The organism is Stenotrophomonas maltophilia group sp. SKK55, from assembly GCF_057179845.1.
In genome coordinates this window covers 464,318-490,298 of sequence record NZ_JBXUHP010000018.1, presented here as the reverse complement: position 1 = coordinate 490,298, position 25,981 = coordinate 464,318, and the positions used below count along the sequence as shown (strand labels likewise).

The 25,981-nt window shown below is 66.1% G+C and carries 26 protein-coding genes and 1 tRNA gene; 21 read left to right on the top strand and 6 right to left on the bottom strand.

Going from position 1 to position 25,981, the window contains the following annotated elements; translation table 11 throughout:
• Positions 1-61: 61 nt before the first annotated feature.
• The 7 genes from AC2A1N_RS11355 (at position 62) to AC2A1N_RS11325 (ending at position 6,109) form a co-directional block, all read left to right on the top strand.
• The gene (locus AC2A1N_RS11355) at positions 62-1,030 is read left to right on the top strand and encodes a helix-turn-helix transcriptional regulator (protein WP_061478504.1); all 969 of its coding nucleotides are present in this window, start codon (positions 62-64) and stop codon (positions 1,028-1,030) included.
• A gap of 45 nt (positions 1,031-1,075) precedes the next feature.
• The gene (locus tag AC2A1N_RS11350; RefSeq protein WP_242892948.1) at positions 1,076-1,996 is read left to right on the top strand and encodes a lytic transglycosylase domain-containing protein; all 921 of its coding nucleotides are present in this window, start codon (positions 1,076-1,078) and stop codon (positions 1,994-1,996) included.
• Positions 1,997-2,180: 184 nt separating this feature from the next.
• The gene (gene petA / locus AC2A1N_RS11345; protein ID WP_004151998.1) at positions 2,181-2,801 is read left to right on the top strand and encodes a ubiquinol-cytochrome c reductase iron-sulfur subunit; all 621 of its coding nucleotides are present in this window, start codon (positions 2,181-2,183) and stop codon (positions 2,799-2,801) included.
• Positions 2,801-4,060 (top strand): cytochrome b, encoded by a 1,260-nt coding sequence (locus AC2A1N_RS11340; RefSeq protein WP_005408840.1) that lies wholly within the window; start codon positions 2,801-2,803, stop codon positions 4,058-4,060. Before petA ends, AC2A1N_RS11340 begins: the two co-directional genes overlap by 1 nt.
• Complete coding sequence (locus AC2A1N_RS11335; protein ID WP_005415947.1) at positions 4,053-4,802, top strand: cytochrome c1; 750 nt, start codon at positions 4,053-4,055, stop codon at positions 4,800-4,802. The genes AC2A1N_RS11340 and AC2A1N_RS11335 overlap by 8 nt, the downstream gene beginning before the upstream one ends.
• A gap of 134 nt (positions 4,803-4,936) precedes the next feature.
• Positions 4,937-5,572 carry a glutathione S-transferase N-terminal domain-containing protein gene (locus AC2A1N_RS11330; protein WP_005415948.1) on the top strand — a complete coding sequence of 212 codons (636 nt, stop codon included), beginning with the start codon at positions 4,937-4,939 and terminating at the stop codon, positions 5,570-5,572.
• Positions 5,573-5,656: 84 nt separating this feature from the next.
• Positions 5,657-6,109: a ClpXP protease specificity-enhancing factor gene (locus tag AC2A1N_RS11325; protein WP_019659028.1), complete on the top strand. Its 453-nt coding sequence runs from the start codon at positions 5,657-5,659 to the stop codon at positions 6,107-6,109.
• Positions 6,110-6,195: 86 nt separating this feature from the next.
• Here the strand turns inward: AC2A1N_RS11325 and AC2A1N_RS11320 are convergent, their stop codons facing one another.
• The 4 genes from AC2A1N_RS11320 to AC2A1N_RS11305 form a co-directional block, all read right to left on the bottom strand.
• Entirely contained in the window at positions 6,196-6,546 is a 351-nt protein-coding gene (locus AC2A1N_RS11320) for a DUF3301 domain-containing protein (protein WP_154350501.1), read from the bottom strand.
• A 67-nt stretch (positions 6,547-6,613) separates the two neighbouring features.
• Positions 6,614-7,615 carry a DUF2272 domain-containing protein gene (locus tag AC2A1N_RS11315; RefSeq protein ID WP_134969051.1) on the bottom strand — a complete coding sequence of 334 codons (1,002 nt, stop codon included), beginning with the start codon at positions 7,613-7,615 and terminating at the stop codon, positions 6,614-6,616.
• A 181-nt stretch (positions 7,616-7,796) separates the two neighbouring features.
• Positions 7,797-8,648: a carboxylating nicotinate-nucleotide diphosphorylase gene (nadC, locus tag AC2A1N_RS11310; protein WP_005415952.1), complete on the bottom strand. Its 852-nt coding sequence runs from the start codon at positions 8,646-8,648 to the stop codon at positions 7,797-7,799.
• Positions 8,645-8,914 (bottom strand): Trm112 family protein, encoded by a 270-nt coding sequence (locus AC2A1N_RS11305; protein ID WP_061478499.1) that lies wholly within the window; start codon positions 8,912-8,914, stop codon positions 8,645-8,647. Before AC2A1N_RS11305 ends, nadC begins: the two co-directional genes overlap by 4 nt.
• Positions 8,915-8,972: 58 nt before the next feature.
• Between AC2A1N_RS11305 and purE the strand changes: the two genes are divergently transcribed.
• The 3 genes from purE to AC2A1N_RS11290 all read left to right on the top strand — a co-directional run bounded on the left by purE (position 8,973) and on the right by AC2A1N_RS11290 (position 11,088).
• On the top strand, positions 8,973-9,476 hold the full coding sequence (gene purE / locus AC2A1N_RS11300) for a 5-(carboxyamino)imidazole ribonucleotide mutase (RefSeq protein ID WP_005412808.1): 504 nt from the start codon (positions 8,973-8,975) through the stop codon (positions 9,474-9,476).
• On the top strand, positions 9,473-10,621 hold the full coding sequence (locus AC2A1N_RS11295; protein ID WP_242892950.1) for a 5-(carboxyamino)imidazole ribonucleotide synthase: 1,149 nt from the start codon (positions 9,473-9,475) through the stop codon (positions 10,619-10,621). The genes purE and AC2A1N_RS11295 overlap by 4 nt, the downstream gene beginning before the upstream one ends.
• Before the next feature lie 125 nt (positions 10,622-10,746).
• On the top strand, positions 10,747-11,088 hold the full coding sequence (locus AC2A1N_RS11290; protein ID WP_019659022.1) for a carboxymuconolactone decarboxylase family protein: 342 nt from the start codon (positions 10,747-10,749) through the stop codon (positions 11,086-11,088).
• Between the two features lie 72 nt (positions 11,089-11,160).
• On the opposite strand, the gene AC2A1N_RS11285 is transcribed toward AC2A1N_RS11290, so the two are convergent.
• Complete coding sequence (locus tag AC2A1N_RS11285) at positions 11,161-11,739, bottom strand: superoxide dismutase (RefSeq protein ID WP_061478549.1); 579 nt, start codon at positions 11,737-11,739, stop codon at positions 11,161-11,163.
• Positions 11,740-11,860: 121 nt separating this feature from the next.
• Here AC2A1N_RS11285 and grxD point away from each other — a divergent pair, with 121 nt between their 5' ends.
• The 11 genes from grxD to AC2A1N_RS11230 all read left to right on the top strand — a co-directional run bounded on the left by grxD (position 11,861) and on the right by AC2A1N_RS11230 (position 25,253).
• Entirely contained in the window at positions 11,861-12,181 is a 321-nt protein-coding gene (grxD, locus tag AC2A1N_RS11280; protein WP_005415957.1) for a Grx4 family monothiol glutaredoxin, read from the top strand.
• Complete coding sequence (locus AC2A1N_RS11275; RefSeq protein ID WP_242891954.1) at positions 12,178-12,954, top strand: SDR family NAD(P)-dependent oxidoreductase; 777 nt, start codon at positions 12,178-12,180, stop codon at positions 12,952-12,954. The genes grxD and AC2A1N_RS11275 overlap by 4 nt, the downstream gene beginning before the upstream one ends.
• A 232-nt stretch (positions 12,955-13,186) precedes the next feature.
• On the top strand, positions 13,187-16,408 hold the full coding sequence (locus AC2A1N_RS11270; protein ID WP_082783292.1) for a TonB-dependent receptor: 3,222 nt from the start codon (positions 13,187-13,189) through the stop codon (positions 16,406-16,408).
• A 252-nt stretch (positions 16,409-16,660) separates the two neighbouring features.
• Positions 16,661-18,049 (top strand): nucleotide 5'-monophosphate nucleosidase PpnN, encoded by a 1,389-nt coding sequence (ppnN, locus tag AC2A1N_RS11265; RefSeq protein ID WP_019659018.1) that lies wholly within the window; start codon positions 16,661-16,663, stop codon positions 18,047-18,049.
• A 161-nt stretch (positions 18,050-18,210) separates the two neighbouring features.
• Entirely contained in the window at positions 18,211-18,726 is a 516-nt protein-coding gene (locus AC2A1N_RS11260) for a GspH/FimT family pseudopilin (protein ID WP_100477851.1), read from the top strand.
• Entirely contained in the window at positions 18,723-19,196 is a 474-nt protein-coding gene (pilV, locus tag AC2A1N_RS11255; RefSeq protein ID WP_061478493.1) for a type IV pilus modification protein PilV, read from the top strand. Before AC2A1N_RS11260 ends, pilV begins: the two co-directional genes overlap by 4 nt.
• 2 nt (positions 19,197-19,198) lie before the next feature.
• Complete coding sequence (locus AC2A1N_RS11250) at positions 19,199-20,359, top strand: PilW family protein (protein ID WP_061478492.1); 1,161 nt, start codon at positions 19,199-19,201, stop codon at positions 20,357-20,359.
• 2 nt (positions 20,360-20,361) lie between these two features.
• Positions 20,362-20,877 carry a pilus assembly PilX family protein gene (locus tag AC2A1N_RS11245; RefSeq protein WP_061478491.1) on the top strand — a complete coding sequence of 172 codons (516 nt, stop codon included), beginning with the start codon at positions 20,362-20,364 and terminating at the stop codon, positions 20,875-20,877.
• A gap of 11 nt (positions 20,878-20,888) precedes the next feature.
• On the top strand, positions 20,889-24,635 hold the full coding sequence (locus AC2A1N_RS11240; RefSeq protein WP_484372266.1) for a pilus assembly protein: 3,747 nt from the start codon (positions 20,889-20,891) through the stop codon (positions 24,633-24,635).
• Positions 24,636-24,673: 38 nt separating this feature from the next.
• Positions 24,674-25,096 (top strand): type IV pilin protein, encoded by a 423-nt coding sequence (locus tag AC2A1N_RS11235; protein WP_061478489.1) that lies wholly within the window; start codon positions 24,674-24,676, stop codon positions 25,094-25,096.
• Between the two features lie 80 nt (positions 25,097-25,176).
• A tRNA-Asn gene (locus AC2A1N_RS11230) sits at positions 25,177-25,253 on the top strand.
• A 75-nt stretch (positions 25,254-25,328) separates the two neighbouring features.
• On the opposite strand, the gene AC2A1N_RS11225 is transcribed toward AC2A1N_RS11230, so the two are convergent.
• Positions 25,329-25,865 (bottom strand): GspH/FimT family pseudopilin, encoded by a 537-nt coding sequence (locus tag AC2A1N_RS11225; RefSeq protein WP_229298534.1) that lies wholly within the window; start codon positions 25,863-25,865, stop codon positions 25,329-25,331.
• Between the last annotated feature and the right edge of the window lie 116 nt (positions 25,866-25,981).

Below are 25,981 nucleotides of genomic sequence, written 5' to 3'. Positions count from 1 at the left end.
GGTGGTGAACTGGAAGCCATCCTGGGGCACTATTGCGGACGACTTCTGTCCTCGATTCTTCATGCGCCATACCGCCCATCGACTGCTGCGCCTGATCGCCCTGCTGCAGGCCCGCCGCCAGTGGTCCGGGGCTGAGCTGGCCGAGCGCATGGGCGTGGACCGGCGCAGCATCCGCCGTGATATCGAACGCCTGCGCGAACTGGGCTATCCGGTGCGGGCCTCTTCGGGGGTCGGCGGCGGCTATCAGCTGGGGGCCGGGGCACCGGTATTGCCGATGCTGCTGGACGAGGAGGAGGCCACCACCCTGGCCATCGCCCTGCGTGCCGCGTCCGCGTCCGTCGCCGGCATCGACGACACCGCGCGGGGCCTGTTGTCCAAGCTCGACCCGCTGGTACCGACCCGCCGCCGCCAGCAGGCCGGCGAGGTGCATGCGGCGACGGCCACCCTGTCCGACCTTCCCTCCACCGACGCACGCCTTCTGGGACGGCTGGCCCAGCATTGCCGGCAGGCGTCACGGCTGGCCTTCGAGTACCGCAGTGCGCAGGAGGCGGTGACCCAGCGCGAGGTCGAGGCGCAGCACCTGGTCAACTATGGGCGGCGCTGGTACCTGCTGGCCTGGGATCTGGGCCGGCAGGACTGGCGCACCCTGCGCGTGGACCGGATGGGCGCGGTGCGCGAATGCGCCGGGCCGGGCATGCATCGACGCCCGCCCGCGCCCCCGGACGTGATGGTGCGGCAGGCGGTCAGCCAGGCGCCCTTCGCGCTGCAGGCCATCGTCCGCCTGGCCGGTAGCCGCACCGAGCTGGAAGGGCGCATCCCGCCGTGGTGTGGTGTGCTGGAGGCTGATGGCGCCGACCATTGCCTGTTGCGCATGGGCGCCGAGAGCGGCGGCATGATGCTGGCGCAGATCCTCAGCCTGGACCGGGTGCCGGTGGCGTTGTGGACCACACCGCCGGGCCTGCGCGATGAGCTGGCACAGCGTTTGGCCGGATTGGGCCAGGTGCTGGCTGTGCCACCGGTCACAGGCTGAGCCGCGTCGCTTGGCAAGCCCCGGCGAAGCTGGGACACTCGCGGCATGAAGGGGATACTGGGGACAACGGCGATCATCATCGCTGCGCTGACCGCTGCGCCGGCCAGCGCCGGCACCCTGTACAAGTGCCAGGGCGCCGACGGGGTCACCAGCTACGTGAGCAAGCGAGTGGCCGGCGCGCGCTGCAGCAGCATCAGCTACAGCCGCGATACCCGCCCGGCACCGCGCCCCGTGGTGGCCGCACCGAAGCCTGCGCCGACCTCGGTGGCCAGCATCGAACGCAATCCGGTCGCTGTGGCGGCCAGCGCTGCTGCGCCCGCTGCGGTCGTGCCGACGCCTGCTGCACCCGCGCCTGCCGCGGCACCGACGGCCTCGCGGGCCGGGCGGATGGTCAGCGGCCAGGTCTATTCCTTCATGAAGGATGGGGTGCGCCACTACACCAGTGCGCGGCCGACCCAGGTGGCCAACCTCGGTCCGGTGCGCACCATCCGCTACAGTTTCATGGAGCGCTGCTACGCGTGCGGCGTCAACCCGCGCGTGGACTTCGGTTCGGTGCGCCTGAACACCACCGCGTTCCAGACCGAGATCACCTCGGCGGCACGCGAGTTCGGCGTCGAGGAGGCCGTGGTGCGTGCCATCATCCACGCCGAATCGGCCTACAACCCGACCGCGCTCAGCCGCGCCGGCGCGCAGGGCCTGATGCAGCTGATGCCGCCGACCGCGGCCCGCTTCGGGGTCAGCGATTCCTACGATGCCGCGCAGAACATCCGTGGTGGTGTGCAGTATCTTGCGTGGTTGCTGAAGCGCTTCAATGGCGACCTGACCCTGGCCGCGGCCGGCTACAACGCCGGCGAAGGCGCGGTCGACCGCCACGGTGGCGTGCCGCCCTACAGCGAGACCCAGTACTACGTGCGCCGGGTTGGGCAGCTGGCCGAGCGTTACCGCACCGCCCTGAGTCACCAGTAGGTGCCGACCGTTGGTCGGCACTCCCTTGAACAGGTGGGTGCCGACTGTCAGTCGGCACTCCTTGCAAAGAGCGTTGTGTGGCGCGCGACGGTTCCGCTACACTCGCCCATGATTCAATGCGGCTCTGGCCCCCACCGGATCCGCTGGCAGCCTTAAAGCTACCTAATCAATATCGGAGTGCCGGATGGCCAACGATGGGGTACACGATCCAGTCAACACCGGACGTCGGCGTTTTCTTTCTGCCACCACTGCTGTGGTTGGCGCCGTCGGCGTCGGATTCACCGCCGTTCCTTTCATCAAATCCTGGAATCCCAGTGCCCGTGCCAAGCTTGCCGGTGCACCGGTCGTGGCCGACATCAGCGCCCTGCAGGAAGGCCAGCGCCTGATCGTGGAGTGGCGTGGCCAGCCGATCTGGATCGTCAAGCGGTCCAAGGCGATCCTGGATGCACTGCACGGGCTGGATGGCCGCCTCAAGGACCCCGAGTCCGGCGAGAAGGACCAGCAGCCGGACTACGTGCTGAAGCAGAACCCCGAGCTGCGCTCGATCAAGCCGGACATCTCCGTGCTGGTCGGCCTGTGCACGCACCTGGGCTGCTCGCCGGAAATGGTCGCCGAGATCCGGCCCGAGCCCTATGACCCGCAGTGGAAGGGCGGTTACTTCTGCCCCTGCCACAAGTCGCGCTTCGACATGTCCGGCCGCGTCTTCAAGGATGTGCCGGCGCCGATCAACCTGAAGGTGCCCGCGCACCACTACCAGGACGACAACACCATCATCATCGGTGTCGATCCGCAGGGGGCTGCCTGATGGCCAATATCCTCAGCCGTACCGCCAGCGGCGTCGCCGACTGGGTCAATGCCCGCGCGCCGGGCCTGATGCCGGTCTATCGCAAGCACGTCAGCGAGTACTACGCGCCGAAGAACTTCAACATCTGGTACTACTTCGGCTCGCTGGCACTGCTGGTGCTGGTCAACCAGATCGTCACCGGCATCTTCCTGACGATGCACTACAAGACCAGCGCCGCGGAGGCGTTCGGCTCCATCGAATACATCATGCGTGATGTGGAGTGGGGCTGGCTGATCCGCTACATGCACTCCACCGGCGCCTCGCTGTTCTTCATCGTGGTCTACCTGCACATGTTCCGCGGCCTGCTGTACGGCAGCTACCAGAAGCCGCGCGAGCTGGTGTGGATCCTGGGCATGCTGATCTACCTGGTGCTGATGGCCGAAGCCTTCATGGGCTATGTGCTGCCGTGGGGCCAGATGTCGTTCTGGGGCGCCAAGGTGATCATCTCGCTGTTCGGCGCGATACCGGTGATCGGCAACGGCCTGACCGAATGGATCATGGGCGACTACCTGCCCAGTGACGCCACGCTCAATCGCTTCTTCGCATTGCACGTCATCGCACTGCCGCTGGTGCTGCTGTTGCTGGTGGTGCTGCATCTGGGCGCGCTGCACGAAGTGGGGTCGAACAACCCCGATGGCGTGGAGATCAAGAAGGGGCCGAAGGGCAACCGCTGGTCGCCGAATGCGCCGGCCGACGGTATTCCGTTCCACCCGTACTACACGCTCAAGGATGGTGTCGGCGCCGGCTTCCTGCTGATCATCGCCGCCTTCATCATCTTCTTCGCACCTGGCTTCGGTGGCCTGTTCCTGGAACACGACAACTTCACCGAGGCCAACCGCCTGGTGACCCCCGAACACATCAAGCCGGTCTGGTACTACACGCCTTACTACGCGATGTTGCGCGTGGTACCGAACAAGCTCGGTGGCGTGCTGGTGATGTTCTCGGCCATTGCGATCCTGTTCCTGGTGCCGTGGCTGGACAAGGCCAGGGTGAAGTCGGTGCGCTACCGCGGTTGGATCTCGAAGGTGATGCTGGGCGTGCTGGCGGTGTGCTTCGTGTGGCTGGGCGTGATCGGCTCCGGCCCGGGCACCGACGTGCATGAAACCTACATCGGGCGGGTGCTGACCTTCCTGTACTTCGCGTTCTTCATCACCATGCCGCTATGGACAAGGTTGGACAAGACCAAGCCGGTACCGGAGAGGGTGACCACGCATGACTGAGCGCTGGATGGTCCGGCTGGCCCTGACGGCCACCCTGATGCTGGGCAGTTTCCTGGCCTCCGCCGCCGAGGGCGGCACCAAGCTGCTGCAGGCCGGCAACGACCTCGGTGACCGCGCCTCGCTGCAGCGGGGTGCGCAGCTGTACATGAACTACTGCTCCGGCTGCCATGCGCTGAAGTACCTGCGCTATTCGAGGATGGCGCAGGACCTGGGCCTGACCGAAGAAGAGGTGATGAACAACCTCAACTTCACCGGCTCGGCGATCGGCGACCCGATCCCGGTGGCGATGCCCAAGGAAAACGCGGAGAAGTGGTTCGGCAAGATGCCGCCCGATCTCAGCCTGATCTCGCGCGTACGGGGCAGTGACTGGGTTTACACCTATCTCAAGTCGTTCTATCTGGACAGCAGCCGCCCGCTGGGCTGGAACAACGCGCTGTTCGCCAACGCCTCCATGCCCAACCCGCTGTGGGAGATGCAGGGGCTGCAGCATGCGGTGCACGGCAAGGCGGAAGCGCCCGGCATGGACCCGCCGGTGACCGGCCTGAAGATTGAAACGCCGGGATCGGTCGATGCCGGGCAGTACGACCAGGCCGTGCGGGACATCACCAACTTCCTCGAATACGCCGGCGAACCGGCCGCACTCAAGCGCCAGCAGCTGGGCGTGTGGGTGATCCTGTTCCTGGCCCTGCTGACCTTCCTGCTGTATCTGCTGAAGAAGGAATACTGGAAGGACGTTCACTGATTCTGCCGCCGGCCATCGCATGGGCCTATTGGCTTTTGTGATGGTCGGTTGCACACTCGGGGAGGAGTCGACCGCTGGCACGGTGCCGGCGGCGCCGATGCGGCAGGCGGTCTCCTGTCGTGGGAGAGCCTTTGATGGCGGCGAGCGTACGCATGCGCAATACACTGACGCTGTTTTCCTCGAACGACGACGTACTGTGCCACCGTGTACGCCTGGTCCTGGCGGCCAAGGGCGTCACCTTCGACTTCGTTCCAGTCGATCCGCAGAACCCGCCTGAAGACCTGATCGACCTCAATCCGTACCACTCGGTGCCGACCCTGGTCGAACGCGAGCTGGTGCTGTACGCCGCATCGGTGGTCAGCGAGTACCTGGATGAGCGCTACCCGCATCCGCCACTGATGCCGGTCGACCCGCTGTCGCGTGCGCGCATCCGACTGGCCATGCTGCGCATCGAGCACGACTGGGTGCCGCAGGTGCAGGCCATCCAGCTGGGCAACAAGACCCAGGCCGAGGCCGGGCGCAAGCGCCTGAAGGAACTGCTGACCGCCTCGCTGCCGCTGTTCAAGGCCAGCAAGTTCTTCCTCAATCCGGAAATGAGCCTGGCCGACTGCGCGATGGCGCCGATCATCTGGCGCCTGCAGTCGCTGGATGTGCCGCTGCCGAAGGATGGCAAGGCGATCGAGGACTACGGCAACCGCATCTTCCGCCATCCGGGATTTGTCCGCAGCCTGACCGAGCAGGAAAAGAAACTGCGCGATCTGCCGGTCTGATCCGGCCCCGCGTTACCCGTCTGCAGGCCGACCGGCGTGCAGACGATCCGCCCCGGCGGGGCGCCGGGCGCGTACACTTCACGCATGACCGAAGACTTCTTCCACATGACCAGCCACCGCCCGTACCTGCTGCGGGCGCTGGTGGAATGGATCAACGACAACCAGCTGACCCCGCACATCCTGGTCGACGCCGGCGTCCCCGGCGTGCAGGTCCCGCCTTCGGCGGTCAAGGATGGCCGGGTCGTGCTCAACATCGCCGAACGTGCTGTCGTGCGGCTGATGATCGACAACGAGATGGTCAGCTTCTCGGCCCGCTTCTCCGGAACCAGCTACCCGGTGCAGGTGCCGATCAGCGCCGTGCTGGCGGTCTACGCCCGCGAGACCGGGCAGGGCATGGCATTGCCGGATGACATTCCGGGCAGCGAAACCGCACCGACCAGCGATGAGCTGCTGCACGAGGAAGGCACGCCGCCGGACGATACGCCGCCGGCCAGCCCGCCGCCGAAGGGCCGCCCGAACCTGCGCGTGGTCAAGTAACCATTCCGACGCCGCCCCGATGGGCGGCGTTTTTCTTGGCCCGGCTGGCGGTGGGTGCCGACCGTTGGCCGGCACATCTTCAAACCCTAGGCATCCTCGGCATCCTCCACCTCCGGCCGGATCTGGCTGATCCGCGCGGCACCGGGGCCGGTGAACGAAATCAGCTGGTCGCCACGCAGCACCATGCGGCCCACGTGGCGATCGATGCCATCGTAGGAATACTCGAACTTGAAGGTGCGCTCGAAACCGAGCCGGCCATCCTCGCCACGCGACAGTCGCAGGCCGGTGGCGTGCACCGCCTGGTCCAGCCACTGCACGTCGGCGGCGCGGCAGGCATTGCGTCCCAGCTCGACCGCGCGCTCGGCGGCCGAGCGTGCGGCGTTCCAGAAGAAGTAGATGATTCCGCCGGCAATCAGCAACAGCAGCAGGGTAGGCATGGCGTCAGCCGTCAGAGGTCGATCCGGCAAAGATGGCGGCGAACGCGCGCTGGATCAAGCGCTGCATTCACCGCCGCGGCTGTGGTTCGTCGGGCACTGGCTGCGCGGGCACGATCACCGGTTGCGGCGCCGGAGCGGTCTGTATTGGTGTGGCAGTTGGCGAGGGCATCACCACGGGTGATGTCGCGGTCAGCTGCAGCAGGGCCGCCCAGTCCTGGCGGTTGAAGCTGCATTCGTCCTCGCGGCCCGGCGTGCAGCTGGGGTCGATGCCGGTGCTGTTGCGTTCGCGTGCCGGGGGCAGCTTGATCAGCCCGGTGCGGTCCAGCGGCAGCAACCGCATCGCCACGGTGTTCATCACGTTGCCACCGACCAGGTACAGGGTCTGGTCGCCGCCGAGGTTGGCGGCCACCACCACTTCGCAATGTGATTTCCAGTGGCCCACCGAACCGTTGCCCAGCGCCTGCACCAGCCCGCTGTAGCTGAGCGTCGTGCTGCGGTCGCGCAGGAAGCACAACAGGTCGCCCGGTGCGGGCTTTGCGGTCGCGGGATCGACCAGCCGGTACGGCACGCCCGAGGGGCCGCCCTGGTACGCGGCACGAATGTAGTCGATGTGGCGCGGCGACGTGTTGAAGCCGGGAACGCCGGCCTGCACCATCACCCAGGAAATGAAAGCGGCCGACCACGGATTGTCGATCAGGAAGGCGCGGCAGTCGCTGTCGGTGTAGCGCGTACCCAGCGGTGCCACGCAGCTGCTGGCACCGGCGATGCTGCCCATCGCGTTGAGCGTGCCGCTGTTGCGCCAGTAGCCGGCCACGCGCTGCCAGGCAATCAGCCCGTTGTCGGCCAGGTGTTCGTTCTCCGCCTCGGTGACACTCAGACTCGCCGCGCGGCCATCGCGATCGATGAAGGGCCGGAACCACAGCCGGTGCTCGTTGCAGGCGGTATTGCGGATGGCCACCGCCAATGGGCTCAGGCCGAAGCGGGGAGGGACATCGCAGGCTTCAGCGGCTGCGGCGGACAAGGGGGCTGCCGCGAGCAGCAGACAGGCAGGCAAAAGCATCCGGCGCATGCGCGGCTCCTGTGGGGGATGCCCGCAGCGTCGCAGAGGCTGGCGTAGCCGAGCCGTGAAGGCGCCCCGTCTCGTGTAGAGCCGAGCCTACGCTCGGCTCATCGCGCGAAGCGCGTGCAGGGCGCGCCGCAAATCGAGAAGCAGCCGAGCATGGGCTCGGCTCTACAAGGCCCTGCAGGCCTCAAGCCGGCGGCGGGCCCAGCTTCAACGACAGATCGATGGCCTGCACATGCTTGGTCAGTCCGCCGATGGAGATGCAATCGACGCCATCCTCGGCGATCGAGCGCAGGCCGCCCAGGCCGACGCTGCCGGAGACTTCCAGCGGAATGCGTCCGGCCGTGATGCGCACCGCCTCGCGGCGCAGGTCGGGACTGAAGTCATCCAGCAGGATGCGTTCGCAACCGGCTTCGAGCGCCTGGCGCAGCTGTGCCAGGTCTTCGACCTCGACCACCAGTGGCAGCGCAGGCCACTGCCGGCGTGCGGCGGCCACCGCCGCGGCCAGCGAACCGGCAGCACGGATGTGGTTCTCCTTCAGCATCACCGTGTCGTACAGGCCGAAGCGGTGGTTCTCGCCGCCGCCGCAGCGCACCGCGTACTTCTGTGCCAGGCGCAGGCCGGGCAGGGTCTTGCGGGTGTCGAGGATGCGGGTACCGGTACCGGCCACCGCGGCCACGTAGCGGGCAGTGGTGGTCGCGGTGCCGGACAGCGTCTGCAGGAAGTTCAGCGACGTGCGCTCGGCACTGACCAGGCTGCGGCTGCGCCCGTGCAGCAGGGCCAGCACGGTGCCGGCGGTGACGGCATCGCCTTCGGCGATGTGCCATTCAATGCGCACGTCAGGGTCGAGCGCGCGGTGGGTGGCGTCGAACCAGGGGCGCCCGGCGATCACCGCATCCTGCTTGCACAGCAGGTAGGCGCTGTCGGCCTGGTCGGGGAGCAGGGCGGCGGTGACGTCACCGCTGCCCAGGTCCTCGGCCAGCGCGCGCGCGACATCGGCGGCGACAACGGCCGCATCCGGCGTCGGCAGCGTGCTCATGCGGCCGGGAAGTCGGCGATCTGGGCGGTCGGAACGGCTTCCTCGGCCAGCAGCACCGGGATGCCGTCGTCGACGCGGAACACCTGCTTGCGGTCACGGGTGACCAGCGCCTCGCGCAGCGGCTGCGCCAGCGGGTTGCCATCGGCCTTGGTCACCGTGCCGGCGGAAATGGCCTTGTTGAGGGCTTCCAGGCCCTTGCCATCCAGCAGGGACAGGGGCTGGCGGGTGTCCGGGGACACCAGCAGGTCGAGCAGCTTGCGATCCATGGTTCTTCGTCTTGCGTGGAAGACGGCTAGAATACGTCTTTAAGGCAGGTGACGGCCAATGACCCCCAACCCGATCGCGCCGCTTGTCGGCATCGTCATGGGTTCCCGTTCCGACTGGGAAACCATGCAGCACGCCGCCCAGAAGCTTGAAGCCCTGGGTGTTCCGTTCGAAGTGAAGGTGGTGTCCGCGCATCGGACGCCGGATGTGTTGTTCAGTTACGCCGAGCAGGCGGGCCCGCGTGGCCTGCGCGCGATCATCGCCGGTGCAGGCGGGGCCGCGCACCTGCCGGGCATGATCGCGGCCAAGACCGCCGTGCCGGTGCTGGGTGTGCCGGTGCAGTCCAAGGCCCTCAACGGAATGGATTCCCTGCTGTCGATCGTGCAGATGCCGGCCGGCATCCCGGTCGCCACCTTCGCCATCGGCAACGCCGGCGCCTCCAACGCCGCGCTGTTCGCGGCGGCGATGCTGGCCAGCGACCAGCCGGCGATCGGCCAGGCGCTCGATGCCTTCCGTGCACGCCAGACCGAAGACGTGATGGCCCACGACGATCCGCGCCAATGAGCCTGACTGTCGGCATCCTGGGCGGCGGCCAGCTCGCCCGCATGATGGTCCTGGCCGGTGCGCCGCTGGGGCTTCGCTTCGAACTGTACGACCCGGCCGCCGACGCCTGCAGCGGCCCGCTGGCGCCGCTCACCGTGGGCGCCTTCGATGACCGCCAGTCCCTGGCGGACTTCGCCGCCAAGGTCGATGTGGTCACCTTCGATTTCGAGAACGTACCTGCCGACAGTGCACAGTTCCTGGCCGACCGCGTGCCGGTCTATCCGCCGCCGGCCGCGCTGGCGGTGGCCCAGGACCGGTTGAGCGAGAAGACCCTGTTCCAGCAGCTGGGTATTCCGCTGCCGGCCTTCGCCGACATCCGTAACCGCGACGAGCTGGCGGCGAAGGCGGCTGAGTTCGGCCTGCCGTGCATCCTCAAGACCCGCCGCCTCGGCTACGACGGCAAGGGTCAGTTCCGCCTGCGCAGCGAAGCCGACATCGACGCCGCATGGGATGCGCTCGGTGCCCAGGTGGAGCGCACCGGACTGATCCTGGAGGGCTTCGTGGCCTTCCAGCGCGAGGTCAGCGTGGTGGCCGTGCGTGGCCGCGATGGTAGCTTCGAAGCCTGGCCGGTCACCGGCAACTGGCATGTCGACGGCGTGCTGTCGGCCAGCGTGGCACCGGCGGTGCTGTCCGACGCCGAGCGGCAGGCAGCGATCGGCTATGCCCGCCGCGTCGCCGAGCACCTGCAGTATGTGGGCGTGTTCGCACTGGAGCTGTTCTGTCGCGACGGCGAACTGCTGGCCAACGAGATGGCACCGCGCGTGCACAACTCCGGCCACTGGACCATCGAAGGCAGCGAGACCTCGCAGTTCGAGAATCACTTGCGTGCCGTGCTGGGCCTGCCACTGGGCAGCACCCGCATGCTCGGCCATGCCTGCATGCTGAACTGGCTGGGCAAGATGCCCGATCCGGCGCCGGTGCTGGGTCAGGCCAGTGGCCATTGGCACGATTACGGCAAGGAGCCGCGCGAAGGTCGCAAGGTCGGCCACGCCACGTTGCGCGACGATGATGCCGCTGCATTGGCCGATGCGCTGGACCAGGTCGGCCTGGAGCTGGACCGCCAGGCCCAGGTGGCGCCGGCAGTGCACGCGCTGCGCAACCGATGAGCCCGGGCGTGCCGGCCAATGGCCGGCACAACCTTGTATGCCTGCAACGGTGTGGCGCGCCGGTGCAGGCATCGGCGCACCATTGCCGGTGGTAGCGTGGAGCTCCTTTCACAGGAGTCACGACCATGCTCGACTGGAATGCCTATCGCAAGGAACTGAAGGGCCGCATCGGAGAGATCGGCAAGCTCTCGCCGGACACGGTCAAGGGCTACGCCACCCTGGCCAATGCCGGTGCCCAGACCAACCACCTGGATGCCAAGACCCGTGAGCTGATCGCATTGGCGGTGGCGGTGACCACCCGCTGCGACGGCTGCATCACCGTGCACGTGGACGCTGCGCTGAAGCATGGCGCCAGCCGCGAGGAAATCGCCGAAGCACTGGGCGTGGCGGTGTCGCTCAACGCCGGCGCGGCGCTGGTGTACTCGGCGCGGGTGATGGACGCGGTGGCTGCGCACGAGAACGCGTGACGCTTCATCTGTAGAGCCGAGCCCATGCTCGGCTGTCCGGCCAGCCGAGCATGGGCTCGGCTCTACAGGCAGTCAGCGCAGCTGGCTTTCGGCGAATTCCCAGTTGACCATCTGCCAGAAGGCATCCAGGTAACGCGCGCGATCATTCTGGTAATCGGTGTAGTAGGCGTGTTCCCAGACATCGCAGCACAGCAGCGGGGTGCTTTCGCCGGTCAGTGGCGTGCCGGCGTTGCGGGTGGCCTGGATGCCGAGCTGGCCACCGGGGTGCTGCACCAGCCACACCCAGCCCGAGCCGAACAGGCCCAGCGCGGTGCGGTTGAATTCCTCGCGCAGGCGCTGCGCATCACCGAACTGGCGCTTGACCAGCTCGCCCAGCCGGCCCTGCGGCTCGCCGCCGCCGCGCGGGCGCAGGCACTGCCAATAGAAGCCGTGGTTCCAGGCCTGGGCGGCCACATCGAACAGCGTGCCCTGGGCATGGCGCACGATCTCTTCCAGTGACGCCTCCTCCCACTCGGTGCCGAGAGTGCCGGCGTTGACCGCGTCAACGTAGGCGCGGTGGTGGCGGCCGTGATGCAACTCAACGGTCTGCGCGGACAGGTGGGGCTGCAGGGAGCCGGGGAGGTAGGGCAGGGCAGGCAATTCGACGGGCATGGACAGGTTCGTGGCCAGGGGGACGGCGGCAGCCTGTTCCATCCGCTTACAATGGCGGCTACCGTGGGCAGTCTAGCCGACCATCACGGTCGGTTTGTCCGGCGAAGCAAGGAGTGTGGTTGTGGCGGTAATGCAGCAAATCCAGGCCGAGGTCGATCGTTACCCGCTCGTGCTGTTCATGAAGGGCACCCCGCAATACCCGATGTGCGGCTTTTCCAGCCGCGCCGTGCAGGCATTGATGGCAGCCGGCGCCGTCACCCTGCGCACTGTCAACGTGCTCGAAGAGCCGGAGATCCGCGCCAACCTGCCGCGCTTTTCCAATCTGCCGACCTTCCCGCAGCTGTTCATCAATGGTGAGTTGATCGGCGGCTGCGACATCGTCATGGAACTGTTTGAATCCGGCGAGCTCAAGCGCATCGTCGAAGAGGCGACCCAGGGATGAGTGCCTGGCCGTCGACGTCACCGACTGACGGGGCGATCAATGGCCGCCCGTTGCAGGATCGCGTCGTACTGGTCGCCGGCGCCGGGGGAGGGCTGGGCAGTGCCGCGGCGGTCGCCGCAGCTGCAGCCGGGGCCACCGTGGTCCTGCTGGGACGCAAGCCGCGCCGGCTGGACCGGGTCTATGCCCAGGTCCAGGCGGTCGGTCCGGAACCGCTTCTGTACCCGTTGGACCTGGAAGGCGCCAGCCCCGATGACTATGCCGAACTGGCCCAGGCCCTGCAGCGCGAGCTGGGGCGGCTGGATGGACTGCTGGTCTGCGCCGCGCATTTCCCCGGGCTGACTCCGTTTGAACTGGCTGACCCGGCCAGTTTCGCCCGTGCGGTCCATGTCACCCTGACCGCGCCGGCCTGGCTGGCCCAGGCCTGCCTGCCGCTGCTGCGGCAACGCGAGGATGCCGCTCTGGTGTTCGCGGTCGATGCTCCCGAACGGGTCGGACAGGCCTATTGGGGGGGGTATGGCGTGGCCCAGCACGGCCTGCGTGGCCTGATCGCCAGCCTGCACGATGAACTGGGCCGTAGTCCCATCCGGGTCAGCGGCCTGTACCCCGGCCCCCTGCGCACGGCGCTTCGGGCCCGCGCCTATTCCGTGGACCAGGACCCGGCTGCGCAAGGCCCGGAAGCCGCGGCGGCCGCTGCGGTGACCCTGCTGTCCGCCGCTGGGAGCGTCTGGCGCGGGCAGATTCTCGATGCCAGTGAGACGCCTCGGGAAAGGTGAGCCCCGTGGGAAGACGGAGTGAAGAACCCGTCACGATTGCGTTGCGAACCGGTGCCGTTTGTCGCACAACCGTCACATTGATGGCGTAGCGTGTTAATCTAGTGTTAACCGTTAGGGCTGCCTTCAGCCGAGCGGTAGGGAACCCCAGATAACTCTCCGATCAGCCACCCGCAGGGCTGCTTGGATGCGCTTTTTTTCCGCCATCGCCAACTCGCATCGAGGCTACCGAAAAATGACCCACCCACTCCGGATGTCCAAGCTTACCCTTGGTCTCGTGGCTGCACTTGCTGCCGCTCCCGCCTTCGCCCAGAGCAGCACCTCCGCCGGTGTCGGCGGCCAGGTGATGTCCGCTGCAGGCCAGCCTGTCGCCGGCGCTGAAGTCACCATCACGCACACCGAGTCGGGCACTGTTTCGCGTGCCACCACCGATGCGTCGGGCCGATACAACGCGCGCGGCCTGCGCGTGGGTGGTCCGTACACCATCACCATCACCAAGTCCGGTGAAGGCACCAAGACCGAGGAAGGTGTCTACCTGAACCTGAACCAGGTCAACACCGTCAACGCCAACCTGGGCGGTGATCTGGCTGCGACCAACCTGGACGCGGTGAACGTTGTTGCCACCGCCGGCGGCCTGGACCTGTTCAGTGCCAACAAGATGGGCACCGGCACCAACGTGACCCGCGAAACGATGGATGCGCTGCCGTCGGCCAGCCGCAACATCCAGGACTACGTCCGTCTCGACCCGCGCATCTCGCAGGTCAGCAAGGCGGACGGCGCGATCTCGGCTGGCGGCCAGAACACCCGTTACAACGCCATCCGCATCGACGGCATCAGCGCCTCCGATCCGTTCGGCCTGGGTTCCAACAACCTGCCGACCGAGCGTCAGCCGGTGTCGATGGACGCCATCCAGGAAATCAACATCGACCTGGCCAACTACGACACCACCATCGCCGGTGGCACCGGCGCGGTGATCAACGCCGTGACCAAGTCGGGTACCAATGAATTCCACGGCACCGTGTACGGTTCGTACCGCGACAAGGACATGGTCCGCTCGCGCCTGGAAGGTGACAAGCAGGACTTCAACGGCTTCGAGGACGAGAAGACCTACGGCATGACCTTCGGCGGCCCGATCGTCAAGGACAAGCTGTTCTTCTTCACCAACTATGAAAAGTACGAGCGCTCGGCTGCCGGCGTCGCCCTGAGCGACACGCCGATCGGCCGTGGCACCATCACCCAGCAGCAGATCACCGACGTCCAGAACTTCCTGGGCAAGCTGGGCTACGACCCGGGCAGCCTGACGGCGCCGAACAGCAAGACCGAGATCGAAGAGTATGCGGTCAAGCTGGACTGGAACATCAACGAGAACCACCGTGCGGCCCTGCGCTACAACAAGATGGAGCAGAACGTCGTTCGCTTCCCGCAGGTCAGCAGCAGCGCCATCTCGCTGAGCAACTTCTGGTACCAGCAGCCGACCCAGTACGAAACCTGGATGGGCGAACTGTTCAGTGACTGGTCCGAGAACTTCTCGACCGAGTTCAAGGTCTCGCACAAGGATTACTCGGCCAACCGCGTCCCGCTGGTCGACATGCCGCAGATCCGCATCAAGTCGGGCAACGATTCGCTGTACGTCGGTACCGAACAGAACACCCACGTCAACATCGTCGAGTCGAAGGAACTGAGCGCCTTTGGTGCCGGTACCTGGTACATCGGTGACCACACCGTCAAGTTCGGCTTCGATTACTCGAAGAATGACCTGATGAACTTCTACGGCCGCAACCTCAACGGCGTGTACGAATTCAACAGCGTCAACGATTTCCTGGCGGGCAAGGCTTCGCGCTACCAGCTGCGTGCTCCGCGCGCCGATGGCAGCCGCAGCGACATCCCGGCCGACTTCACCCTGAAGAACACCGGCGTGTTCGTGCAGGACACCTGGGCGATCAACTACAACCTGAACCTGATGTTCGGCGTGCGCATCGACATGCCTGACTTCAGCACCCAGCGCCTGTACAACCCGCGCATCGAGCAGCTGTACGGCTTCAACAACACCAAGCTGGTCGACAAGAACCTGGTGCAGCCGCGCGTCGGCTTCAACTACACCTTCGACAGCGATCGCCCGACCCAGCTGCGCGGTGGCGTGGGCCTGTTCGGCGGCGCCGCCCCGAACGTGTGGCTGGCAGGTGCCTACCAGAACACCGGCCTGAACTACATCGAGTACGACGAGCGCAGCATCCCGGCCGGTGCCTTCACCCCGGACGGCAACAACCCGTACATCCCGGCCGGTGGCCCGGCTTCGGCCCGTCAGAACGTTGACATCATCGCGCCGGGCACCCGCCTGCCGTCGGTGTGGAAGGCCAACCTGGCGTTCGACCATGAGCTGCCGTGGTACGGCATCGTGGCGTCGGCCGAAGTGCTGTTCACCAAGGTCAAGGACGGCATCTACTTCGACCGTCTGGACGTGTCGGCGCCGACCGCCTTCGGTCAGGATGGCCGCGCGATCTACTGGAACGCCGCTGGCCGCAATCAGGCCAATACCCGTATCGACAAGGGTGTCGACTACGGCATGTCGACCGGTACCAAGGGTGCTGTTGACCGCGCCAACCGTCCGTCCGACATCGGCGATGTGCTGGTCCTGCGCAACACCGACAAGGGCCGCGGCACCCAGGCCACCTTCTCGCTGGCCAAGCCGCTGACCGAGAACTGGGGCTGGTCGCTGGGTTACACCTACACCAAGTCGACCGAGGTCAGCCCGCTGTCCAGCTCGCAGAACACCTCGAACTGGAACAACACGCTGATCTTCAATGCCAACGAGAACGTGGCCTACAACTCGCGTTATGCGATGAAGGACCGCGTCACCGGCACCCTGGAGTGGAAGCACAACTTCTTCGGTGACAACGCCACCCGCGTCGGCCTGTTCTACGAAGGCCGTTCGGGCCGTCCGTACAGCTACATCTTCTACAACGATGCCAACGGCGACGGTGCTGCCACCAACGACCTGTTCTACGTGCCGAAGGGTCCGGGCGACGTGCTGTTCACCGGCGGTGCCGCGATGGAGAAGCAGTTCTTCGACTGGCTGGCGCAGAACCCGGAACTCGATGCCTACCGTGGCAGCGTGGTCCCGGCCAACCGCCACCGCGCCTCGTGGGTCAACAGCTTCGACGTCCGCGTCAGCCAGGAATTCCCGGGCTTCATGAAGGGTCACAAGGGTGAAGTCGCCCTGGACATCATGAATGTCGGCAACCTGCTGAACAAGAAGTGGGGCCTGATCGACGACTACGGCTTCTACTCGACCCGTCGCGTTGCCAACTACGCAGGTATCGATCCGGCCACCGGCAAGTACGTGTACTCCTTCACTGGTTCGACCGACAACCCGTCGGTGCAGGAAAACAACAACGACAAGGGCAACACCGCCGTGTCGCGTTGGTCGATGCAGCTGACCCTGAAGTACAAGTTCTGATCCATCAGCGCTTGAAGTGGTAAGTGGAAACGGCCGGGGAAACCCGGCCGTTTTCCGTTCAGGCGAAAGTCCTTGCAGGGCGTGGGGCAACGGCGTAGCATCCAGAAATGTGCGCGGTGCCAACGCCGCCGATGCGGTCCCAAAATGGCGAACGCGGGCAGCACACATCCAACGGTCGGGCTTCCCGGCCGTTTTGCTTTTTAAGGGGGCGGCAGTACAGTCGGAAACCTTGAAGGAAGCGAAAAATTGGATATGACCACGAACGAAAAATCAGCCCGTGCGCTGCCGGTACAGGATGCGCGGATCTACCCGCGCGGTGGGCTGGACGTGCTGTCGCGGGCCGAAGTGGCACGCCTGCGCGATGCCTCCGCCGGCGGCATGCATGAGCTGCTGCGCCGCTGCGCGCTGGCCGTGCTGACCAGCGGCAGCGCCTCGGACGATCCGCGCGCGGCGCGCGACCTCTACCCTGATTTCGACATCCAGGTGGCGCAGCAGGATCGCGGCGTGCGCATCGATCTGGTCAACGCACCGGCGATGGCCTTCGTCGACGGCGAGATCATCCGCGGTGTCGCCGAACTGCTGTTCGCCGTCGTGCGCGACCTGGCCTACATGGCCATCGAAATGGGCCCGGCCTACGCGGCCGAGCTGGAGTCATCCGAGGGCATCACCAACGCGGTGTTCGGCCTGCTGCGCAACGCGCGCATCCTCAATCCGGGTGATCCGAACCTGGTGGTGTGCTGGGGCGGACACTCGATCTCGCGCGACGAATACCTGTACACCAAGCAGGTGGGCTATGAACTGGGCCTGCGCGGCCTGGACATCTGCACCGGCTGTGGCCCGGGTGCGATGAAGGGCCCGATGAAGGGTGCCACCATCGCCCACGCCAAGCAGCGCCGTACCGTGACGCGTTACATCGGCCTGACCGAGCCGGGCATCATCGCCGCCGAGTCGCCGAACCCGATCGTCAACCACCTGGTGATCATGCCGGACATCGAGAAGCGCCTTGAGGCCTTCGTCCGCATCGGCCACGGCATCATCGTGTTCGCCGGTGGCGTCGGTACCGCCGAAGAGATCCTGTACCTGCTCGGCATCCTGCTGCGCGAGGAGAACAAGGACCTGCCGTTCCCGCTGATCCTGACCGGCCCGACGGTAGCGGCACCGTACTTCGAGCAGATTGATCGCTTCATCCGCCTGACCCTGGGCGATGCGGCTGCCGAGCGCTACGAGATCATCATCGGCGACCCGGTGGCGGTTGCGAAGAAGATGGCCACCGGCATCAAGCGCGTGCGCGAGCACCGCCTGGCGCAGAAGGACTCGTTCTTCTTCAACTGGTCGATCGAGATTCCGTGGGAGTACCAGCAGCCGTTCGTACCCACCCACGAAGCGATGGCGGCGCTGGACCTGCACCACGGGCGTGCCCCGCACGCGCTGGCGGCCGACCTGCGCCGCGCGTTCTCGGGCATCGTCGCCGGCAACGTGAAGGAAGACGGCATGCGCCGCATCGAGCAGTTCGGGCCGTTCCAGATCCACGGTGACCCGGACATGATGCAGGCGCTGGATGCGCTGCTGCGCGCCTTCGTCGAGCAGCGCCGGATGAAGATCTCCGGCGAGTACCAGCCCTGCTACCAGGTGCTGGCCTGAACCTGCGCCGGCGCGATGGGGATCGCGCCGGCACGGGCAGGGGAGGGCGGGTCGTCAAGGCTTTGACGCCCGTCGCCCCGGATTGACCGTTCATCCTGCCGCCGCTTGCCGGTGGCGGGGCGATGGCCCATCGTGGCCACCAACACGCTGGGGAGCGTCCAATGTCTTTGCGCCGGCAAAACGGCTTCACGCTGGTTGAACTGATGGTCACCATCGCCGTGGTGGCGATCCTGGCTGCGATCGCCTTTCCAAGTTTCCAGAGCACGATCCGTTCGAGCCGGGTGAGCTCGACCAACAACGAGGTCCTGGGCCTGCTCAGTCTTGCCCGCAGCGAGGCGATCCGCAGCAACCGCGGCGGCGGCGTCTGTGGAAGCAGCGACGGTGCCAGCTGTGATGGTGGCTGGTCGGGCGGCATGCTGGCCTTTGCCGATGCCAATGGCGACGGTGCGCTGTCGGCAGGTGAAACCGTCCTGCGCTTCGTCAGTGGCAATCCCAAGCTGAAGATCACTGGGCCGGCCACGGAGATCGCCTTTGACGGGCGCGGCCGTCGCCGCGCCAGCGCCGAGCAGGATGTACGGCTGGAGCCGGACGTCTGCAGCAAGGGCGCACTGCACAAGCGCACACTGACGGTGAACGCCTCCGGGCAGATCCGCAGCACCAAGGAAGCCTGTCCATGACCACCCGTACCTTCCGTGCGCGCCAAGCCGGGGGCTTCACCCTGCTTGAAGTACTGATCGCCATCATCGTGTTGGCGTTCGGCCTGCTGGGTTTTGCTCTCTTGCAGACCATGAACGTCCGCTTCGTGCAGAGCGCCAATTATCGAACCCAGGCCACCAACCTTGCGTACGACCTGACCGAACAGATGCGCAGCAACCGCTTCCAGGCGGCCTGGTACACCGGCGCGTCGTTCGCGGCAGGCAGCAAGACCGCCGCCACCGCGTGCACCAGCGATACCGGCGACGTCTCCATTGAAAAGAAGATCGCGCGCTGGCAATGCCAGGTGGTGAAGGCGCTGGGCGACGATGCAGGCGCCAATGTCACCTTCAATGGCGGCGTGGTCAATGTGGCGATCACCTGGGGCGACCAGCGCTGGGATCCGGATGACCCGGACAAGGCCACCACCTTTGCATTGGCTACGGAGCTGTGAGCATGCGCCTGAACCGACGTGCCACCATGGCCGGCCTGTCGCTGGTGGAACTGATGATCGCCCTGGTAATCAGCCTGGTGCTGATGCTGGGGGTGGTGCAGGTCTTCATGGCCTCGCAGGCTGCCTCGCGCCTGTCCGAGGGGGCCTCGCGCGTGCAGGAGAACGCCCGTTTCGCGCTGGATTTCCTTGAGCGAGACATCCGCATGGCCGGGCACATGGGCTGCGTGAACGATCAGGCCCACGTGGTGAAGAACCAAGGCGATCCGGTATCGCATCTGGGTGCATCCTCGGGCGATGGCAGCCCGCTTGATTTCAGCGTTTCCATCCAGGGCTTCGATGCACCGGGAACCGCGCCGGGCGGGAGGCTCGCACTCGGGGCGACATGGTCCGCACCGTCAGCGTTGCCGGCAGCGATCACCCGGCTCAGCCCTGCGCCGGCAGGCGGAAGCGATGTGCTGGTACTGCGCTACCTGGCCCCTGAGGGGGTGCCGGTGACCGGCATTTCGTCCAGCGGCGGCAATGCGCTGCTGGACATGGACAGCACCCGGGTGGCCAGGCTCACCTCGGGGGGCGTGGCGGCACCGACCTTGTTCGGCATCGCCGACTGTGCCCATGCGGACATCTTCGCCGGTACGTTGAGTGCGGCACGTGTGACCGCGCCCTCGCTGGACCTGTCGCGCTATGCCGCGCAGCCGACCGGGCAGACGATGCTCTATCGCGCCGAGTCGATGGTCTATTACGTCGGCATCAATCCGGAGACCGGTCAGCCGGGCCTGCGTCGTGCGCGCGCCAACAGTGCTGGCGCCTATGCGGTCAATGAAGAACTCGTGGAAGGCATCGAAAGCCTGCAGCTGCTGTATGGCCTGGACAGTACCGCCAACATCAGCCTGGGCACGCCGCCGGCCGGCAACATCACCCGCCTGGCCGCCGCGACTGGCGTCAGCAGCAACGCTAACGCTGCCGGTGCCGCGCAGTGGCTGCGGGTGGGGCAGGTGCAGGTGGGGCTGCTGGCACGCAGCCCGACGCCGTCGTCTTCGAGCACGCCGGCCAACCCGCTGTCGGTACTCGGCGTTGGCTTTGCCAGCAGTGACAAGCCTGACGGCCGCTACCGCTCCAGCTATGAAGTCTCGATTGCACTGCGCAATCGCCTGTTCGGGAACTGATCATGACGACCTTCTCACGTTCGTTCAGGCCCGCCTCCGCTCGCACCCAGCGCGGCGCCGTGCTCTATGTCGCGTTGATCATGCTCATCCTGCTGGCGCTGCTCGGCATTGCGGGCATGCAGGTGGCCGGCATGCAGGAGAAGATGGCAGCGAACTACCGCGCCGCCAACCGGGCCTTCCAGAACTCGGAGGGCGTGGTGCGTGCGGCCGAACGCTCGGTGGAGAAAATCGCCAACCGTCAGGATGTGGGGAACGACAGCCTGGTGCAGTCCAGCACTCTGTCGCGGGTCTGCGATGACGGCTTCGATCCGGCCATTTGGGCCGAAAGCCACCGCAACCAGACGCGTCCTGCGGTCAATGTCCGCCAGATTGACAGCTGTGTGATGGGCGAATCGTCGCTCGACATGGGCCGTCCGCTGGAAGACGTCACGCCGATCTACCAGATCACCGGCTTCGCGACCGACGATGCCGATGCGAGCTCGTCGTCGGTGGTCATCGATACCGTATTCAAACTCTGAGGACGCAGGCCATGGCTTCGCGCAAATTCCGTTTCATGGCCGCAGGCGGCGCCGCACTGGCGCTCGGGGGCGGCTATGTCATCTACAGCCTGATGGCGGCCCAGGCCCAGGGCACGCTGGCGCAGGCGCCGCTGAACATCCAGGTGCAGACGCCGCCGGCCTTCCTGATGGCGCTGGATGATTCCGGCTCGATGCTGTGGGAAACATTGAACAACACGCGCGATGGCGTGTACCGCTGGGATGGCAGTGGCTTCTACAACCAGGGTGCCGTCAACGGCTACGATGGGTCTGGGCAGCGCTACCTGTACGTCTTCCCCAGCTATGGACGCGACGACCAGGCGGCCATCCCGCCGCTCGACAGCTTCGGTTTCGCCCGATCGCCGGACGTCAACCCGTCCTACTACGACCCGCGTGAGATCTATCCTGGCTGGAAGACCGGCTTGTCCGATACAGCCCTTGCCAACTATCTGGACATCAGGGCGTCCAGCGCGCCGCTGGACCCGCGTCCGGGCAATGCACCGAACAAGATCGCTGGCGCGCTGGACCTGACTGTGGACTCGCTGCTGACCAGCATGGACACCGGCGGGCGGACCGGCGCGAACTGGCGCTTCCGCTTCCGTTCCGGCATGACGCTGCCGGTCGGAACCCGTATTGAGCGTGGGCGATGCAACCTGAGCGGAGGGGCTGTCCGGCAGGAAGGCTCGTTCGACAACGTGACGCGCCAGACTACCATCAGCAGCTCAAGCTGCGATGCTGCCGTCGCCTTCTATCCGGCTACGTTCTTCCTGGCAGATCCGTCTACGCTGCCGGCGGAATATGGGTACACCGCGGCTCCTGTTGCCGTTGCAAATCCTCCGGGCGGCCGTCCGGGTACGTTGTACAAGTACGAAATCAAGCTTGCGAACTTCGGCAACAATCAAGCGAAGTACAACGCTGCCATGCAGAGCTTCGCCAACTGGTTCAGCCTGTACCGGACGCGACGCGAAGCGCTGATCGGTGCGGCCACGAATGCGCTGTACGACACGACCAATCTGCGCGTGGGCTGGTTCCGTATCAATGGCCGCCGCGCGGTGACCATGTTCAACATGACCAACGAGCCGGAGAAGCAGCAGCTGCTCAGCCAGATCATCGGCGAAATGCGTGCCAGCAGCAGTACGCCCAATCGTTCCGCCGCACAGTACCTTGGCGAACAATTCCAGCGCACGGATCAGAACGCGCCGGTGCTCCTGTCATGCCAGAAGAACGCGGGCATGCTGTTCACCGATGGCTATATCAATGAGTCCGGCAACACGACGCTGATGAAGGATCTCGTAGCGCCGTACTACAACAGTTCTCTCGTGCCGGGCAAGGAGACCAATTCCGTGCCGGTGCCGGCCGAGTGCAAGGGGCCGAATCCAAATCCGTCGCTGGATTGCAAGACCCACCTGCACATGAATTTCTACGGCGTGACGCTGGGCACGCAGGGCAAGGAGTTCGGCGTCCGGTACCTGCCGGATCCGCTGCGCCCGTGGGTGCTCAGCCCGGACCCGTACGTCGTCAAGCCCAACTTCCCGACGACGACGCAGGACCTCAAGCCCGAGGCCGTTGATGAGCTGTGGAACGCGGTCTATGACACCCGTGGCGAAATGGTCAACGCCACGCGCCCGGCCGAAATCACCGCAGCCATGCGCCGTATCATCAGCAACGTCGCCCAGGGCGCCACGCCGTCCGGCTCGCGTTCGCTGACCGGCGCACGCATCGGCGTCGGCTCGTTGTCGGTGGAGCCGTTCTACGAGGCCACCAACAACGGCACCGACTGGTACAGCAAGTTGCGCGCCTTCAAGCTGAGCGTCGAGCCGTCCACCCGCAAGATCGTTTCGGAAGAGGCCTGGGAAGCATCTGCGAAGATGCCGGCGCCTGCATCACGCCGCATCCGGTTCTGGCGCAACGGCGCGCTGGAAGACTTCACCGGCAGCAATGTCAGCCTGGCCAATCTGTGCACCAAGTCGTCGACGCTGTATCCGGGCATCCTGATCTGCAGCGCGTCCGAGCTGGCTGGCCTGGCCACCGATTCCACCACGGCCGTGGCCTACCTGCGTGGTGAAACCTCCGGCGAGAAGCGCAACGGCGGCAAGCTGCGTGATCGCAGCACGGTGCTGGGCGACATCATCACCTCCACCCCGGTGCTGAGTTCGCCTCTGGATGACTATGGGTTTGGCCGCCTTCCGGGCACGATGGGCAGCAGTTACGCCGCCTACATGACCACCAAGCGCAATGGTCGCCGCTACATGGTCTACGCCGGCGCCAACGACGGCATGTTGCATGCCTTCGATGGCGGCATGGGCGCCGACGGCCAGATGGACGCCGACGGTGGCAAGGAGCGGTTCGCCTACATTCCCTCGACCGCGTTGGGCCACATGGGCAACCTGTTGCTGCCTAACGACCCCACCAACCAGAACGCCCAGCGTTTCCAGCACCGTTACTACGTCGATGGCCCGGTGACGATCAGCGACACCTACGGCAGCAACGGGTGGACCACGTCACTGGTGGGCACGGCCGGTGCCGGCGGCCGCAGTGTGTTCGCGCTGGATGTGTCCGATCCGGGCAACTTCGGCGCGGCCGGCTCCCTGCTGTGGGAGATCAGTGACCTCGATGCGTCGCTTGACGATGCTGTGCGCGCCAACATCGGCCATGTGCTGGGCAAGCCGGTGATCGTGCCGGTGAAGAACACCGACGGTTCGGTGGGCTTCAAGGCGATCTTCGGTAACGGCTACGAAAGCAGGAGTGGCAAGGCGGTACTGTTCGTGGTTGACATGGTGGCAGGCCGCACGCCGACCATCCGCATGATCGAGGCGATCGAGTCGGGTACCAACCTGCCGTCGGGCAGCAACGGGCTGGGCAACATCGTGGTGGTTGATCGCTGGGGCGGAACCGGGCAGAACGCGCGGGTGCGTGATGGCCTGGCCGATACGGTCTATGGCGCCGACAAGCGTGGCGTTATCTGGAAGTTCGACCTGCGCGGGACTACCGCGCCAACCGTACCGTTGTTCACCACCAATACCCATGTCGATCCCGCCGACCGCCGGACCTACCGCCAGCCGATCACCGGTGGCATGACGGTGACCACCGGGCCGTCCGGTGGCGTGATGCTGATCTTCGGCACCGGCAGCTTCTCCTACTACGGTGACGAGAACGATACGGCGGTGCAGGCGTTGTACGGTATCAACGACACCGCAGCGGGCCAGCCGACGACGACGCTGACCTCGGCAAACCTGAGCTCGTATACGGCCGAGATCGGTTCCGGCGTGCGGACATTGCGTGGCGGGACCGTGCCTACGGTCAGCCGCGGCTGGACCGTGGTGCTGGCCAACAAGGAGCGTGCGGTCGGTAATCCGAGGATCGTGTCCGGCGTGGTGTTCTTCCCGACCTATATTCCGTCCGACGCTCAGGGGTGCTCGGTGGACGGTGCGAACTGGTTGCTCGGCCTGCAGGCCAGCACCGGCCAGGCCGCGATGTCGCAGGTGCGCTTCGGAGCCCCCGACGGCCGATCGCCGGGGGCGGGTACGGCCGGCGTTGCTCTCAACACGGGCGGCAACGCGCCGGTGAGGGACGTGACGACGTCGGTGGTGCCGCGCTTGGCGCCGCCGGACAGCACTCCCGGCAACCCGCCGCCGCAGCCGCCCGGTGAGGCGTGCCTGATGCAGATCTCGGTGGCCGGTGCTGATCCGATGTACCTGCCATACCCCTGTGGACGCCAGTCCTGGAGGCAGATCCAGTGACCGGCGTCCATCCTTCCCCGCCAGCAGGAGCCCGTGCAATGCGCCAATCTTTCGCGGCGGGTCGCCTGGCCCGCGGTTTCACCCTGATCGAGCTGATGATCGTGGTGGCGGTCGTGGCAATCCTCGCCGCGATCGCCTACCCGAACTACAGCGAACATGTGCGCAAGTCGCGACGGGCCCAGGCTAAGGCCGACCTGGTCGAATACGCACAGTTGGCCGAGCGCTTCCACACGGTCAACAACACCTATGTCGGGTTCAAGTTCCCGGGCAACGCCGATTCGATCAACTCCCCGCGCGAGGGCGGCACGGCGGCCTACACTCTGTCCATGCAGACCGCGCAGTCGACATTCACCTTCACCGCCACCGCGGTCAACGCGCAGGCGAAGGACAAGTGTGGAAACTTGACGCTCAACCAGGCCAACGTGAAGACCGCCAAGACCACGCTGTCCGAGTGCTGGTGACACTGCCGCAAACAGAGAACGCAAGCATGTGAACGGGAGTGTTGCACTCCCTGTTCGACGTGATTACAATGCGCGTCCCCGCCCGAATAGCTCAGCCGGTTAGAGCACTTGACTGTTAATCAGGGGGTCGTTGGTTCGAGTCCAACTTCGGGCGCCAGACGTTACACATCAAAGGCTTGCGGACTTCCGCAGGTCTTTTTTGTTGCCTGCTTGAGAGCGCAGGGGCGTCGTTTCAACAGGCTTGTCCAGTCCGCGTGGTGGACGAACGCATCCGCCCACTGTTGCTGACGATGATCCGCGCGTGCTCGCGCCCCCTCACGCAGACGCGCAGCGTCAGGTTGCTGCCGGGGCTGCGGCCATCCGGCTGGAAATAGAGTTGCGGTCGCCCGCTGTTGCTGGCGGCATTGATCGTGACGTCCGGACGGCCGCCCTGATGCAGGACAATGGCATCGGCCGTGGATGGGGGCTGCCATGCGCCTGCGGCCCGGTAGGCAATCCAGCCCTGGCTCCAGTCATCCCCGCAGCGCTGGCCGTCCGCGCTGGCGCAGAGGCCGATCAGTTCGCGACGCATGATGGCCTGGGTGCGTGCCGTTGCCAGGGCGGCCTGCAGGCTGAACCGGGTGGCTTCCGCGCGCTGGTGCAGCAGCAGCGCCTGCAGCGAGGGCCAGCCGGCGGCCAGCAGCACGGCCAGTACCGCCGTGACGACCAGGATTTCGATCAGGTGCATGCCGCGCGACGCGGCGCAACCGGAAGAGCGGTGAGTGCGCATGCATCCAGCCTCCGCGCCCGGCTGTGCGGCCGCCATCGGGAATCCCCGTAGCGGTCTGCCCGACAACCCCTCAGCCGGCCGTCACTCCTCGCCCCGTATACTCACCCTTCCCGGGA